11 protein-coding genes are annotated in these 15,457 nt (G+C 58.8%); 4 read left to right on the forward strand and 7 right to left on the reverse strand.

Annotated features, from left to right (window positions below; all coding sequences use genetic code 11):
* Positions 1-47: 47 nt before the first annotated feature.
* The gene (locus F8N44_RS05485) at positions 48-2,132 is read left to right on the forward strand and encodes a carboxy terminal-processing peptidase (protein ID WP_191630860.1); all 2,085 of its coding nucleotides are present in this window, start codon (positions 48-50) and stop codon (positions 2,130-2,132) included.
* Positions 2,133-2,266: 134 nt separating this feature from the next.
* Positions 2,267-4,057 (forward strand): bifunctional diguanylate cyclase/phosphodiesterase, encoded by a 1,791-nt coding sequence (locus tag F8N44_RS05490; RefSeq protein WP_150649628.1) that lies wholly within the window; start codon positions 2,267-2,269, stop codon positions 4,055-4,057.
* Positions 4,058-4,077: 20 nt separating this feature from the next.
* On the opposite strand, the gene F8N44_RS05495 is transcribed toward F8N44_RS05490, so the two are convergent.
* The 7 genes from F8N44_RS05495 to F8N44_RS05525 all read right to left on the reverse strand — a co-directional run bounded on the left by F8N44_RS05495 (position 4,078) and on the right by F8N44_RS05525 (position 12,215).
* Positions 4,078-4,494 (reverse strand): hypothetical protein, encoded by a 417-nt coding sequence (locus tag F8N44_RS05495; RefSeq protein WP_191629871.1) that lies wholly within the window; start codon positions 4,492-4,494, stop codon positions 4,078-4,080.
* Between the two features lie 8 nt (positions 4,495-4,502).
* Positions 4,503-9,278, reverse strand: a complete 4,776-nt coding sequence (locus F8N44_RS05500) for an RHS repeat-associated core domain-containing protein (RefSeq protein WP_150649630.1) — start codon at positions 9,276-9,278, stop codon at positions 4,503-4,505.
* Between the two features lie 240 nt (positions 9,279-9,518).
* Positions 9,519-9,926 (reverse strand): SEL1-like repeat protein, encoded by a 408-nt coding sequence (locus tag F8N44_RS05505; protein WP_150649631.1) that lies wholly within the window; start codon positions 9,924-9,926, stop codon positions 9,519-9,521.
* Positions 9,927-10,298 carry a hypothetical protein gene (locus F8N44_RS05510; protein ID WP_003223109.1) on the reverse strand — a complete coding sequence of 124 codons (372 nt, stop codon included), beginning with the start codon at positions 10,296-10,298 and terminating at the stop codon, positions 9,927-9,929.
* Positions 10,295-10,636, reverse strand: a complete 342-nt coding sequence (locus F8N44_RS05515) for a helix-turn-helix domain-containing protein (protein ID WP_150649632.1) — start codon at positions 10,634-10,636, stop codon at positions 10,295-10,297. Before F8N44_RS05515 ends, F8N44_RS05510 begins: the two co-directional genes overlap by 4 nt.
* 112 nt (positions 10,637-10,748) lie before the next feature.
* Entirely contained in the window at positions 10,749-11,204 is a 456-nt protein-coding gene (locus F8N44_RS05520; protein ID WP_122608401.1) for a YkvA family protein, read from the reverse strand.
* A gap of 294 nt (positions 11,205-11,498) precedes the next feature.
* Positions 11,499-12,215 (reverse strand): FKBP-type peptidyl-prolyl cis-trans isomerase, encoded by a 717-nt coding sequence (locus F8N44_RS05525; protein ID WP_007919751.1) that lies wholly within the window; start codon positions 12,213-12,215, stop codon positions 11,499-11,501.
* 270 nt (positions 12,216-12,485) lie between these two features.
* On the opposite strand from F8N44_RS05525, the gene F8N44_RS05530 reads away from it, so the two are divergent.
* Positions 12,486-14,294: a di-heme-cytochrome C peroxidase gene (locus F8N44_RS05530; protein WP_150649633.1), complete on the forward strand. Its 1,809-nt coding sequence runs from the start codon at positions 12,486-12,488 to the stop codon at positions 14,292-14,294.
* A 26-nt stretch (positions 14,295-14,320) separates the two neighbouring features.
* The gene (locus tag F8N44_RS05535) at positions 14,321-15,454 is read left to right on the forward strand and encodes a catalase family protein (protein WP_191630869.1); all 1,134 of its coding nucleotides are present in this window, start codon (positions 14,321-14,323) and stop codon (positions 15,452-15,454) included.
* The last annotated feature ends 3 nt before the right edge of the window (positions 15,455-15,457 follow it).

Below are 15,457 nucleotides of genomic sequence, written 5' to 3' on the forward strand. Positions count from 1 at the left end.
AAAGACGGCCTAATATGCGTTATCAATTGTCCCCGCGTCGAATCAGCATGAAGCATTTGCTCCCCAGCACCGCCCTCGCTCTTTTCATCGGTATCGGTTTGTTGCCGGTGTCGGGCAATACATTCGCAGCCAACAGCTGGGACAAATTGCAGCCTGATCGCGATGAAGTCATCGCCAGCCTGAACGTCGTCGAGTTGCTCAAGCGTCACCACTACAGCAAGCCGCCGCTCGACGATGCGCGCTCGGTGATCATCTACGACAGCTACCTCAAGCTGCTGGATCCGTCGCGCAGCTACTTCATGGCCAGCGACATCACCGAATTCGACAAGTGGAAGACGCAGTTCGACGACTTCCTCAAAAGCGGCGACCTCAACGCCGGGTTCACCATCTACAAGCGCTATCTGGACCGCGTCAAGTCGCGTCTGGACTTCGCCCTTGCCGAGCTGAACAAAGGCGTCGACAAGATGGACTTCACCACCCGGGAAACCTTGCTGATCGATCGCAAGGACGCCCCTTGGCTCAAATCCACCGCTGAACTCGACGACCTGTGGCGCAAACGCGTCAAGGACGAAGTGCTGCGGATGAAGATCGCCGGCAAAGAGCCGAAGCAGATCCAGGAAACCCTGACCAAGCGCTACAAGAACCAGTTGGCGCGCTTGGACCAGACCCGTCCGGAAGACATCTTCCAGGCGTACATCAACACCTTCGCCATGTCGTACGATCCGCACACCAACTATCTGTCGCCGGATAACGCGGAAAACTTCGACATCAACATGAGCCTGTCCCTCGAGGGCATCGGTGCCGTGTTGCAGAGCGACAACGACCAGGTGAAAGTCGTGCGTCTGGTGCCGGCAGGCCCGGCCGACAAGACCAAACAGGTCGCCCCGGCCGACAAGATCATCGGTGTTGCCCAAGGCAACAAAGAGATGGTCGACGTGGTCGGCTGGCGTCTGGACGAAGTGGTCAAACTGATCCGTGGCCCGAAAGGCACCGTAGTGCGTCTGGAAGTGATTCCGGCGAGCAATGCGCCGAACGACCAGACCACCAAGATCGTGCCGATCACCCGTGAAGCGGTGAAGCTCGAAGACCAGGCCGTGAAGAAGTCCGTGCTCAACCTGAAACAGGACGGCAAGGACTACAAACTCGGCGTCATCGAGATTCCAGCCTTCTACCTCGACTTCAAAGCGTTCCGTGCCGGTGATCCGGACTACAAGAGCACCACCCGCGACGTCAAGAAGCTGCTCACCGAGCTGCAGAAAGACAAAGTCGACGGCGTGGTCATCGACTTGCGCAACAACGGCGGTGGATCCCTGCAGGAAGCTACCGAGCTGACCAGCCTGTTCATCGACAAGGGCCCGACCGTACTCGTACGTAATGCCGATGGCCGTGTCGACGTACTCGAAGATGAAAACCCGGGCGCGTTCTACAAAGGCCCGATGGCGTTGCTGGTCAACCGCTTGTCCGCTTCGGCTTCGGAGATCTTCGCCGGCGCCATGCAGGACTACCACCGCGCGCTGATCATCGGTGGCCAGACCTTCGGTAAAGGCACCGTGCAGACCATTCAGCCGCTCAACCATGGCGAACTGAAACTGACCCTGGCCAAGTTCTACCGTGTGTCCGGTCAGAGCACCCAGCATCAGGGCGTGTTGCCGGACATCGACTACCCGTCGTTGATCGACACCAAGGAAATCGGCGAGAGCGCCCTGCCGGAAGCCATGCCGTGGGACACCATCCGCGCGGCAATCAAACCAGCGGCCGATCCGTTCAAGCCGTTCCTGGCTCAGCTCAAGTCCGAACATGACACGCGCACCGCCAAGGATGCCGAGTTTGTGTTCATCCGTGACAAGCTGGCCCTGGCGCAGAAACTGATGGAAGAAAAAACCGTCAGCCTCAACGAAGCCGAGCGCCGTGCCCAGCACAACGACATCGACGCCAAGCAACTGGCGATGGAAAACATCCGTCGCAAGGCCAAAGGCGAAGAACCGCTCAAAGAGCTGAAGAAAGAAGACGAAGACGCCCTCGCGGCCGCCGACCCGGACAAGGTCAAACCAGAAGACGATGCTTACCTGAGCGAAACCGGGCGCGTGCTGCTGGATTACCTGAAGCTGAGCAATCAGGTGGCCAAGAAGTAAGGTGATGGCAATTTAGTGCTGGCGATCCCCGGATCGTCATCAAACAGTCATCATTCTGTCGTGCAATAAAGGACTGGGAGCCACTCTCTTCATCGAGAGCGCTCCCAGTCCTTTTTTTATCGCCAGAGATTGCCATGACCACGACCGAACAGCTGAGTGCCTTGAGCTCGATCCTGACTCAAAGCGGTTTACACAGCCTGTTCCAACCGATCATCTCTCTCTCAGAACGGCGCATTCTCGGCTACGAAGCCCTCACGCGCGGCCCTTCCAACAGCCCTCTTCACTCGCCGATCGCGCTGTTCGCCGTGGCCCGTCAGGCCGGGCGTTTGAGCGAGCTGGAAATCGCCTGCCGCCAAAGCGCTTGTCGCCGCTTCAACGAGCAGCGACTGCCGGGCAAGTTGTTCCTCAACGTCTCGCCGGAATCCTTGCTTGAAGCCGCCCATCAACCGGGGCGCACCTTGCAGTTGCTGCAGGATTTCGGCATTCCGCCCAGCCAGGTGGTCATCGAGCTGACCGAACAGACGCCCATCGACGATTTTCAGTTGCTGCAAACCGCCTTGCACCACTATCGGGCGATGGGGTTTTCCATTGCGCTGGACGATCTCGGTGCCGGCTACTCAAGCCTGCGGTTGTGGTCAGAACTGCGTCCGGACTACGTGAAGATCGATCGACACTTCATCGACGGCATCCATCAGGATGCGTTGAAGCGTGAGTTCGTCGGCTCGATCCTGCAAATCGCCAAAGCCTCGCGGGCGCAAGTCATCGCCGAAGGCATCGAGTTGCCGGAAGAACTCGCGGTGCTGACCGAAATGGGTGTCGATCTGGTGCAGGGTTACTTGCTCGGCCGCCCTCAGGAACACCCTCCGCGCGATGCCCGCGCCTTGATGCCCAAACACGACAGCAGCAGCGTTGCGCTGAACGACGAAGGCAGCGACCTCAGCGCCCTGCTCAACGAGCAACCGGCCGTGCATCGCGATACACCGACCGCCACCGTGCTGGAAGCCTTCCGCCGCCAGGCCAACCTCAATTCATTGGCGGTACTCGACGAACAGGGCCAACCCTGCGGCATCGTCCATCGTCATTCCCTGTCCGATGCCCTGCTCAAACCGTTCGCCACCGACCTGTTCGCCCGTAAACCGATCAGTCGCCTGATGAACGACGACTTCCTCGCCGTGGAAATGAGCCAGTCGCTGCAACAGGTCAGCCGCCTGATCACCAGCCGTGCCCGCCAGCGCATCGAAGAGGACTTCATCATCACCCTCAACGGCGGGTATCTCGGCCTTGGCAGAGTGATCGACGTACTCAAACTGATCACCGAACTGAAAATCCAACAGGCTCGTTATGCCAACCCGCTGACTCTGCTGCCCGGCAATGTGCCGATCCAGCAGTGCCTGACTCGCCTGTTGCAACAGGGACGAGAATCCGTCATCTGCTACGTCGACATCGACAGCTTCAAACCCTTTAACGATATCTACGGCTACGGACGGGGTGATGAAGTGTTGCTGTGTCTGGCGCAATGCCTCAACGAACGCGTCGACCCCTCCCGCGACTTCGTCGGTCACATCGGCGGCGACGACTTCCTGCTCGTCCTCGGCCCCGAGGATTGGCGCAAACGACTCAATCAGTTGCTTGATGACTTCCAGAGCCAGTGTCGACGTTTCTACCGCCCCGAACACCTTGAGGCTGGATGTTTTATTGCGCCGAATCGCCAAGGGGTGCGGCAGGAGTTTCCGCTACTGTCACTGTCCATCGGCGTCGTGCATCTACAACCCGAAGCCTGCGCACACCTTGATGCCAGTCAGCTTGCGGAAATGGCTTCGCAGGCGAAGCATCATGCGAAGAATGTTCCGGGGTATAGCGTGCATGTTATCGAGAGCATGAAGGCGCTGCCCTTTATCGAAGCGCTCGTTTCAGGCCATCGTTGATGTTATAGAACAACCGAAAACTACCATGTGGACCGATCTTCACTAGCGGCTTTTGCTAGATCATGCTCCCAAACCTCCATCGCAAACCGGTAGATATCCTGGAAAAAACCTCGGGGGTTTTCTAGGGCATCCCACTCTTCACGAGGCCAACTTGCAGCTTCGTATGGATCGATTTCAAACAGGAGCTGGAAGTCATACTTTGGATTTCTGAGTTTCTCTTCCAAGCTTTCAACCAATACTAGCTTATGTCTATAGGTAAGATACGGAAGATTCAGACAATACCTTTTAATTAACAACTCTCTATCGGCAGAAACATTGGGGTTATAGATCTCAAGCTCTGCACCTCGAGTTTCTTCCCGATCATAAACATCAAGCACTCCTACAAACCACATTAAATTCGGTTCAAACGCTTCGTTAAGGTAGGGATTTTTCAGCATCACTTCACCTATGTAGGGAATCCTGTAAATGGTTTTTGCGTATTTACTTCATCAAATTTTACCTCAAACCAATTTAGGTGCTCATTTAAAATAGGATTTTGAACATCCCTTCTATTTGGCCTGTACCCACGCCCCGCACCCGGCAACTCTAGCCTCACTATTGGATTGTTATTCTGATCCACTCCGTTATGCATTATCAGACCATGCTTATCTTTCGTCATCGCTTTATTTAACGCCCCTAAGTGCATGCGCCAATTATAAAACTGCGAACTAAGGTTGCCTCGTGCACGCCTTGGAACAACTCCTGTATGAGGGTTCGCACCATTAATAGCGCGCTGCTTAAGTGCTCTATCCGAAATTTCCGGGCTGTGCTTTTCAACGGTGTGCATGCCATAAATATTTTCATATTCCAATACCCGTCGCTTCGCATTCGCCTCCGCCAACTCATCAATCCTCGCCCTACGCTCCTGCGCCGTCATCTTCGGCAGCGCTGGTTCACCCTCATCAACCTTAGCCCCACCAAACCCACCCGGCACCTCACACCCAGGCTTATTCGGCGGCGGGCAGTTAGAGCTCAACCCCAACGGATCCACCCACCCCGTCGGATTCGGCACGTACTGGTACTGATTCAACCCACCGGCCAACTTGATCGGATCTGGCGTCAGATACCGCCCCAGCCGCGGGTCGTAATACCGGTGCCGGTTGTAATGCAGGCCGCTTTCGCCGTCGAAGTACTGCCCCTGAAAACGCAGCGGCTGGTTCAGGTAGTCGTCGCCGGCGAGGGTCAGCGTGGCGACTTTGCCGTAGGCGTCGTATTGCGCGGACCAGACGATGTCGCCGCTGTAGTCGGTGAGCTCCTGCGGGGTGCCGAGGTGGTCGAGTTGGTAGTAGAACGGGCAGGCCTTTTTCGGGCCTTTGCCGTCGAGCAGCGCCAGCGGGCGGAAGGTGCCGGGTTCGTAGACGTAGCTGCGGTATTCGTGTTCGCTGCTTTCGGCGACGAGGTGGTCGCCTTGCCAGAAGAACTCGGTGGTGGCGTCGCCGACGGTTTTGCGGATGCGTCGGCCGAAGGCGTCGTATTGGTAGGACGCGGTCTGGCCGTCGGGACGGGTCAGGCCGATCAGGCGGTGCTGGCTGTCGTAGCGGTATTCAGTGACGAGGGTCTGGGCGCGGCCGCGACGTTCGCGGATCAGGTTGCCGAAGGCGTCGTAGTCGTAATGTCGATCGCCCTGCAGCAGCAGGCGGTTGCCTTTGATCTGGCTGGGGCCGGGGCGGTCCTGCATCAGCAGGTTGCCGGCCGGGTCGTGGGCGAAGCTTTCCGGCAGTTCGTCGCGTGAGTGGCGTACGCGGATCAGCCGGTCGAGGGCGTCGTAGCCGTAGGTGCGCTGGCCGTGGCGAGTGTCGGCGATGTGCGCGAGATTGCCGTTGGCGTTGTAGGCATAATCGCGGCGGTACAACGCATCGCGCTGATGGCCTACGGCGTGGGCGAGTAATCGTCCCTGATCGTCGTAAGAATATTCGCTGAGCAGCAGGCCTTGCTGGCGTTGCAGTTCGCGCCCGGACTGGTAGACATGGCGGCTCAGCTCGGCCCCATTGAGGTCGATGCCGGTCAGCGCACCGCCCTTGGCGTGGCGGTAGTCGAGCACGCTGTTGTCCGGCAGACGCAGGCGTTTGAGCTGGCCGCAGGCATCGTAGCGGTAACGCAGGGTGCCCCAGCCCTGATGCTCGGTGATCAGCCGGTCCTGGCGGTCGTACTCGAAGGCCAGCGGGTGTTGCTGGCCATCATCGACACCGATCAGTCGGCCGAGGCGGTCGTATTGGTAGGAAACCTTGATGCCGTCGGGCAGGGTTTTGAGCAGAAGACGCCCGGCAGCATCGCGCTCATAAGCGGTGACCAGTTGCGAGCCGTCATCACCGAACTCGGTCTTCTCCAGCAGATGCCCGTTGAGGTCGTAGGCGTACGCCGTGCGCCGGCCGTCAAAACCGCTTTCCTGACGGATCAGGCCCGTCGGCGTGTAGTCCAGCCGATATTTTTCCCCCGATTCGTTTTCAATCTCGGTGAGCAGCAGTTGCGCGTGGTCGTAGCGGTACTGCACCCGCGTGCCGTCGGGGTTGATCCGCCGCGAAACCAGGTGCAGATCGTCGTCATATTCATAACGGGTGATGCGCCCCAGTTCATCGCGCTCGGCGGTGACCTGACCGTAGGCGCCGTAGCTGTAGGCGCGGGTCGCACCGTCAGGAAACGTCGTCTGAATCAGTCGGCCAACGGCGTCCCAATGCTGACGGGTGACCGCAGCATGTTCGTCTGCGGTCGTCGTCCGTCGCCCCAGTGCGTCGTAGGAAAAGCGCCGCACGCCACCGTCGGGCAGGGTTTCCTCAACAAGCTGGCCAAGGTTGTTCCAGACCAGGCGATGGCGACTGCTGTCCGGATAGCGGATCGACAGCAACTGGCCCCGGGTGTCGTAGTAGTAATGCGTAACCTGACCGTCGGGGTCGACCGCTTCGGTGACATCGCCCTCGGCATTGCGCCGGTAGATCCACACCGCCTCGCCGCGGGAGCGCTTGTGCAGGAAACCGTTGCGATACTCGTAGGACGTGGGCGCCTCATCCGGTGGAATCAGCGCCACCAGCCGTCCGACCTCGTCGTAGTGGTATTCGGTGACCGCGCCTAACGCATCCTGCTCGGCAATCAACCGCCCCAAAGAGTCATAGGCCTTGAGCTGCTCACCACCATCCGCCGAGACTTTACGCACCAGTCGCGCACGCTCGTCGTGGACGTAAACCTCTTCAGTGCCATCGACGTAATGCACCGCCACGCTGCCGTCGTCATTCCAGACGTAGCGCGTGTCCATCTGCGAAAACGAGGCCCAATGCCTGACACAGCGAGAAGCCTTGCCCGAACGTTCCCACTCCCAGAAGAAACTCGCGCCCCCAGCGAGTTGCCGCTGCAGAATCACGTGAGCGTCGTCGTAGTCGTAACGCTCGCTGTCACCGACGGCGTTGGTCGCTTCGATCAGGTGCCGATAAGCGTCGTAGCGGTAACTGACCAGCGCCTGTTCAGTGCTCCAGGCGCCGTCGCGAAACACCTGATAATCGATACCGAGCAACTGCGCGCGGTCATAGCGCAACAACAGCGAACGCCCGGCACCGTTATCCAGTCGCTGCACCCGGTCAGAGCGATCGCGCTGCACCGTCAGACGATTGCCATAGGCATCGCTGATTGCCGTCAGCCGTCCCGCACGAAAGTGATAAAAGCGCGCCGCGTCCCCGGCCAGCGCAAGGATCAGCTCCTCCGGTTCATCACCCAGAAAAATCGCCGTCCGCGACAAACTGTTGTGAATCGCCGGGCGCTCAATATTCGGCAGTGGAAAGCGGGTGCGCCGGTTCTCGTGGTCGACCCAGACCACAAAGTCGCCCTCAAAGACCAGCCGATGCGTCAGCGAATGACTCCAGCCAAAGCCCAGCCCGACATCGATCTCGGCGGCGCTGGAGCGATACAACCGGGTGAACTCAAATGGCAACACGCCATCGAGCACCGCATCGCTCAGGGTCAGCAGTTCTTCACCGGTGACCATAGACACCGGACAGCCGTTGGTGCAGGTGCGCGGCACGCAATCGGCGCTGTCACCGTTGGGGTTTTTCGCCTGATCCGGCGAGTCGTCGTGAGGCTCGTCTTTCTTCAACAAGGTGTTGCGCTGCGCATTCCAGCGCAATTGCATCCGGCCCTTTTTCACCCCGGCGGCGATGCCGCGGGCGGCAACGGTTTTGTATTGATCGACGTATTTGATGAACCCTTGGACGATGCCGAACATCGCCTTCACCAAACGCTTCACCGCCGACAGCAATTGCACGGCGCGGTCCGCCAGACGCAGCGTCAGATAAGCGATGCCTGCGCCACCACTGACGAACGTCAAGATGACGCTGATCAGCACATCAATGAGCAACTGCACCATCATCATCGACGCCGCTTCCGCGGTTTTGCCGGCGATTTCACTGGGCGGCAGCATCTCCAGCCAAAGGCTGGCCGTGCGCAGCAATAAACACAGTGCAGCTTCGTCACTGACCAGCAACTGAAGCTTTTCCATGACATCGGGGGCTGTCGCTGCCAGCGCCATCAACTGTGTAGCACCGTCCCCCAGCCGCTCGGCGAACGCCCCGGGATCCTTGAGAATGTCCGACAGCAGGCCGATGCTGTCCCACACCCCCTCGATCGCCGCCCAACTCCCGGCGAGCATGCCATTGCCCGCCGCCGTCGCCACCGACTGTGACCACTGCGGTTTGAAACCCTGCCACTCGCTGCGTAACCAGCCGTCCAGCTCAGCGGTCAGGCCGTCATAGGCTTTGAACAGGTCCTCGACCTGACTCTCAGTGACCTCGCTGTGCACCTGCACCCGGTAGAACTTCCCCGCGACGCCTCTGAACGAGCCTTTGCCCTGCGGGTCGAGCGTCACGGGCGTGGTTTCACCACCATCCATGGCGATCACATCGACCACTATGTTGCCGAGCGCAATGTCGTACACCGACTCGAACTTGCTCTCGATCTGCATCAACCCGCCCTTCGGGCACTGGACGACACCTGAGAAGAATTCGTCGTCGGTGCTGCTGACGGCAGTGCTATCGGAGCCGAAGCGAATGATCCGCTCCATGCCCATCAACGATGGCAGATCCGCCGCGTGGCTGATCTCGTCCGCCGCTCGACTGGCCCAATGCCTGAGCTGTTCGCGGTAAATACTGAGAGTTTCGGGAAAGCTGTCGAGTGCTTGCTCGATGCGGGTGACGGCTTCCATCAGCGCACGCGGGTGTGCGAAGTGGACTGAATAAGCGGATCAAACATGAGCGTTCCCTCGCGCAAAAAAATTAGGCGCGGGAACTGTGCGGGGGATCAATCAGGAAAGAAGTCAGGCAAGTAGGTGATGGCTGTAGGACTTGTCTGTAATAAATCAGCAGCAGATAAACAGACACGCAAAACGCAAACGCGGCGTGAGGAAAACCTCACGCCGCGTTTATCAGGACGGACACAATTGGATTTACTGCGTTGAATCCCGAGCGCTCAGCTCTTTCAATTTGAGCTCAGCTAACGGGTGTCCGGCCTTGGCAGCCATACCCCACCAGCGTGCGGCTTCGACAGGATCCGGTGACTTGCTCGGGGTTCCGGCCAGGCTGATCACGCCGACCTGATAAGCCGCCTTACCATCGCCAGCGAGCGCCGCCAGCCGCAACAGACGCACACCTTCTTCACGTGCGCCGAGGCCGACGCCACGAAAGGTCAGGATGTGCCCATAGAAGCTTTGCGCACCGACATCGCCGAGGTTGGCCATGCGCGCAAACTGCCCCTCAAGCCAACGCCAGCCGCGTGGTTGGCGGACAAACCATGACCAGTGAAACAGCCGGCGGGCCAGCCAGTAGCTTGCCCGCGCCTTGAGTCGTAAAAACACTCAGGCCTCCGCCGATTCCGGGTACTCGTATTCAAAAACCCGGACGACTTCCGAAGCATGCCAAGAGGCCGCAGCTACACCGTCGGATGGCCCGGAAAAACGCCCCAGACGTTCGACGCACTCAAAGAAACCGGTGCGTGGCAGGCGGCTCGCGCCCTGACTGATCACCAGCGAGCTGCGCAACGGTTGTTCAGCCTTGGCATCCAGCGCCGCCAGATGCTCAAGCGCGGCAGTCAAGGTTTGCATGGCCGGTGTCGGCAATTGCAACCGCTCCAGCAAGGCCCGATAAGTCAGCAGATGACGCTGGCGACGCGCCTGATCCAGTTCCCCTAGCAATCCGTCCCAATGTTGACGACTAATGCGTACGCTCACGATCCATCCCTCCACCCTGGCACCGTCAATTCCCAGGCCAGGCTGCGGCGAATCGCGGCGTCGGGCTGACGCTCGCCACTTTCGATCATGGCCAGATATGACGGGCTGATGCCTACCGTGCGGGCCAACGCCTCAATGGCGATGCCCTTCCCTTCGCGCAAACTGCGTAGTTGATCCAGACCTGGAAGAATCGTGTCTGGTGAGGCCGCGAGCGGCGTTGCTGCCGGACGCGACGGTGTTTCGTTGATGCCTGCTGCTTTTAGTAGAGCCTGATACTGAGCCCACGGCAGAACCGCGTATTCGGGTTCGCCATCGCGTGCAATTATCTGAATATCCATGACTACCCCGTAGGACAACAACACTTAGCGAGTCGGCACTTTTCCCTAGAAGTGTAATCCTAACAGCGGCCAAGGTCGCGGGGGGTATCTATCTGTAAGAGGGGTTCGATAATCAGGACTTCTTCGGCCCCTGAAGTTGCAATTGTTCAGGGGTATCCGGCAGGCGTTCGACGACTGCCAGTTTTTCCGGCTGCTGACGGTTGCGCCAGAGGCGGAAGGCATTGAGTTCATCGTCGAGGGTTTTCATCAGCCAGGCGAGGACGGCGATGTCGTCGAGCATGCCGAACACGGGAATGAAATCCGGAATCGCATCGACCGGGCTGAGGAAGTACATCAGACCCGCCACCACCGAAACCAGTGCTTTGCCGCTGATGGCCCGATACTCACCGCGCCAATAGGCCAGGCACAATGCCTGGAGTAAACGTAAATCGTCTTTGAGTTTGCCGAGGCGATTGCCTTGCGCGGCGCCTTTGCTGGCGACCGCAAACAATAAGGTTGGCAAACGTCCACGGGCTAACAAACGGCCGGCCAGAGGCAGGAATCGAGCGAAATTCCACGGAGCTTTCATCTATTCCTCCCGTTGAAATGTTATCCACACAAATTGTGGATAACCTTGTGAACAGAGCTGCATTTCAGCGCTGAAAGCCCCGTTTCATAAGGGCTGCGCTCAGATCGGGCGTTTTTTACTCACATAAAAAACCCCAATATTTCATTGACTTGGCTGCTCAGGGCGGCTAGCGCGGGCAGCCTCAATGGCTATGACTCTCGCGACCGCCATCGGTTCGCTCTGTTTACCCTTGCCAGACTCCAGATGCAACAACGCCCCGCATAAGCGAGGCGTTGTTGTCGAAGCCTTTGCCAATTACTTGGCAGCGGCAGCTTCTTTGGCTGGATCCTTGATGGCCAGCAGTTCCAGGTCGAAGACCAGAACCGAGTTGGCCGGGATTGCCGGGCTTGGCGACTGAGCGCCGTAAGCCAGATCGCTAGGGATGTACAGTTTGTACTTCTCGCCAACGTGCATCAGTTGCAGACCTTCAACCCAACCCGGAATCACGCCGCTTACCGGCAGATCGATCGGGCTGCCGCGCTCGACGGAACTGTCGAATACGGTGCCGTTGGTCAGCTTGCCGGTGTAGTGAACGGTCACTACGTCAGTCGGCTTAGGCTGTGGGCCGTCAGCTTTCTTGACCACTTCGTACTGCAGGCCGGAAGCGGTGGTTGTTACACCAGCCTTCTTGCCGTTTTCTTCGAGGAATTTCTTGCCAGCCGCAGCCGACTCTTCGCTCATCTTGGCCATACGCTCTTCAGCACGCTTTTGCAGCGCGGCGAAGGCTTCGACCAGTTCTTCATCTTTCAGCTTCTGTTCTTTCTTGCCGACGGCATCTTCGATGCCCTGGGCTACCGCTTTGGAGTCCAGATCATCCATGCCTTCCTGAGCCAGGCTCTTGCCCATGTTCAGGCCGATACCGTAGGAAGCTTTTTGCGCCGGGGTTTTCAGCTCTACGCTGGTCTGCGAATCACAACCCGCGAGGACCAGGCTAACCAGGGCTACCGCCGCCGCCAACCGATGCTGTTTCATGCTATTTCCTTGTTCATGCGCCGAAAGGGCAATCGAGTAAAGCCGCGAGCTTATCAGGCCGCCACGACCAATGGCTACCGGCATGAGAGCAGTAAAGCGACGATAAGTTCAGGGATCAAAACGCATTTGGGCAAAGGCACGATGAAGCTTCTGTCATCTCGTCCCGACAATGCCCGGCGACTCTGCCTGCATTATCTGGCGTAATGGCCACTTGCCGCATAGGGCCCGGCTCAGGCATAACAGCGCAACAATTCGACAAGGATGTTTATCTTGCGCCTCTTATTCCGTGTGCTGACCCTGATCGTCGTGCTGCTGGTGCTCGTTCTCGCCGTGGTGCTGTATTACGTCGCCAACCCGAAATTGCCCTTCTACACCCCCGCCGGGCAGGTGCATTACCTGAATCAGTGGAGTGACGAAGAGCGGCAAACCTACTATTTCACACCTCAGGGTACGCAGGTCAAAGGTCTGCGCTATGAGTGGTTCCAGGCGCTGGAATTGCCCTTCTCGGAGCAACGTTTCGCCGCGCCCGATTACCTCGCACGCTTTGGTTTTCTGATCGATCCACAGCAGAAAGCCACGCCGGACAACCCCGGCAACCTCCCCGTCGGTTTTGCCCGCCATCAGGATCCCGGCAGCTCCGAGCAATATCTGGACATCACTTGCGCCGCTTGCCACACCGGCGAATTGCGCTTTAAAGGCCAGGCCGTGCGGATTGACGGCGGTACCGCGCAACACGTACTGCCGTCCAGTGTTCCTACTTTGCGCGGCGGAAGTTTCGGACAAGCCTTGGTGGCAAGTCTGACCTCGACTTACTACAACCCATGGAAATTTGAACGCTTTGCCAGAACAGTGCTGGGCAACGAATACGACGCGCGCCACGAGCAATTGCGCAAAGACTTCAAAACCGCTCTGAACACATTTCTCAAGGTCGCCTGGAACGATACCCATCGCGGTCTCTATCCGACCGAAGAAGGCCCTGGCCGCACCGATGCCTTTGGCCGCATTGCCAATGCGACGTTCGGCGATGCGATATCCCCGATCAACTACCGCGTGGCCAATGCGCCAGTGGATTACCCGCAACTGTGGGACATGTGGACATTTGATTGGGTGCAGTGGAACGGCTCGGCGCAGCAGCCGATGGCGCGCAACATCGGCGAGGCACTGGGCGTCGGCGCCACTCTGAATTTCTTTGACGCCAACGGCCAGCCACTGCAAGGCGATGCGCGTTATGCCTCAAGCGTGCGCGTGCGTGATTTGCACAAGATCGAAGAAACCCTGCAAAAGCTCAAGCCGCCCGCCTGGCCAGAGGAGCTGTTTGGCGCCATCGACAAGCCCCTCGCCGCCAAGGGACGCACACTGTTCAGCGAAAATTGCGCCGGCTGCCACGTCCCGCGCCAGACTCAGGAAGGTGATCGCTGGGTGCAGCATTTGCACATGCTGCCGGTCGCTGTCATCGGCACCGATCCGAATGCCGCCAACAATATCGCCACTCACCGTTTCGATCTGACCGCCCTGCAATGGGACCTGAAGGAACTCGAAACCATGGACGTCAAACTGCACCCGACGCCCAAGGAGCCGCTGGACCTCAGTCAGTTGTCGGTGGCCAAGGGCCTGGCTTACGTCACCGCTTTTGTCGAAGAGCGCGCCTACCGCGAAGCCAAGATCACGCCGCAGGAAAAACCCCGCATGGACGGTTTCGGCCTGCCCATCGGCGTGCGCGAAAAAGTCGCCTACAAGGCGCGCCCGCTGGCTGGCGTGTGGGCCACCGCGCCGTTCCTGCACAACGGTTCGGTGCCGAGCATTTATCAGTTGCTGTCGCCACAGGACGAGCGCGCCACGACCTTCTTCAAAGGCACCTTCGAATTCGATCCGCGCCACCTGGGGTATCGCACTGAAGCGTTTACCAATGGCTTCCTGTTCGATACGCGGATCACCGGTAACCATAACAGCGGCCATGAATTCCGTGCAGGCGAGCGCGGTAACGGCGTTATTGGCCGGTTGTTGCAGCCGGAAGAACGTTGGGCGCTGCTTGAATACCTGAAAGTCCTCGGCGGCCCACTGGAAGCGCAATTGCCATGATCTCGACCTTCAAGAAAGAACAGTCACTGCTGGCCAGAATCTGGTTATGGCTTGGGCGTCTGCTTGGCAAAGCGCTGCTGATAGCACTCTGCATTGGCCTGCTCGGCTGGGCCATCGCCACAGCATGGTTTGCCTGGCAACACCGCGGCCCGGTGTCGGCGCTGGAACAGATTCCACCCGGCGAAGCGGCAATGACCCAGGACGTGATCCAGACCGCCGTGCGCATCGTCGATCAGCATCGCGAAAGCACACGGTATCTTCGCGACGCACATGCCAAGGCCCATGGCTGTGTGAAAGCGCAAGTGCAGGTGCTGCCGGAACTCGCGCAGTCGCTGCGACAGGGCGTGTTCAGTGAGCCAGGCAAAACCTGGCAAGCGATGATTCGTCTGTCCAACGGTAATGCCTACCCGCAGTTCGACAGTATTCGCGATGCCAGAGGCATGGCGATCAAACTGCTCGACGTTTCGGGAAAACAGCTGCTCGGCAACCGCCAGGCACGGCCTGAACAGGATTTCGTGATGTTCAGCCACCCGAACTTCTTTGTCAGTGATGTCGCCGAGTACCGTCAGAATGTGGCGGCGCAGGCTGAAGGCAAGAAGGTCATGGCGTTTTTCCCCGGATGGGATCCGCGTACCTGGCAGATCCGTCATTTGTTTATTGCACTGGCAACCTTGTCGCCGCCGCCGGACAGCCCGACGGCGACTACATACTTTTCGGTTTCGCCCTACAAATTCGGTGAGGCGAATGCAAAGTTCCGGGTCGCTCCGGATCCGGACAATTGCCCCGCGTACACATTGCCCAAGCAAAACCACGACCTGCCGAACTTCCTGCGCAGCGCGTTGAATCAGCAGCTGTCGACGGATCGCGTGCCGGCCTGTTTCGTACTGCAGATCCAGCGTCAGGATGCCCATAAATATATGCCGATCGAAGACACCAGCATCGAATGGCGCGAGCAGGATTCGCCCTTCGAAACCGTCGCGCGGATCACCTTGCCGCCGCAGGATTTCGATACTCCGACGCTGAATCTGCAATGCGACAATCTTTCGTTCAACCCGTGGTTTGGCATTGACGCGCATCGACCGATCGGTGGGATCAACCGCTTGCGCAAAGCGGTTTACGAGGCGGTCAGTGACTATCGTCACCAGCGAAATGGTGAGTGATCG

It is taken from the genome of Pseudomonas fluorescens, from assembly GCF_902497745.1.
GTDB classification, from domain to species: domain Bacteria; phylum Pseudomonadota; class Gammaproteobacteria; order Pseudomonadales; family Pseudomonadaceae; genus Aquipseudomonas; species Aquipseudomonas fluorescens_BM.

Excerpts from the sequence above, each read along its gene's own strand:
- F8N44_RS05485 (WP_191630860.1), top strand. The coding sequence starts at position 48 with ATGAAGCATTTGCTCCCCAGCACCGCCCTCGCTCTTTTCATCGGTATC.
- F8N44_RS05490 (WP_150649628.1), top strand. The coding sequence starts at position 2,267 with ATGACCACGACCGAACAGCTGAGTGCCTTGAGCTCGATCCTGACTCAA.
- F8N44_RS05495 (WP_191629871.1), bottom strand. The coding sequence starts at position 4,494 with ATGCTGAAAAATCCCTACCTTAACGAAGCGTTTGAACCGAATTTAATG.
- F8N44_RS05500 (WP_150649630.1), bottom strand. The coding sequence starts at position 9,278 with ATGGAAGCCGTCACCCGCATCGAGCAAGCACTCGACAGCTTTCCCGAA.
- F8N44_RS05515 (WP_150649632.1), bottom strand. The coding sequence starts at position 10,636 with ATGGATATTCAGATAATTGCACGCGATGGCGAACCCGAATACGCGGTT.
- F8N44_RS05520 (WP_122608401.1), bottom strand. The coding sequence starts at position 11,204 with ATGAAAGCTCCGTGGAATTTCGCTCGATTCCTGCCTCTGGCCGGCCGT.
- F8N44_RS05525 (WP_007919751.1), bottom strand. The coding sequence starts at position 12,215 with ATGAAACAGCATCGGTTGGCGGCGGCGGTAGCCCTGGTTAGCCTGGTC.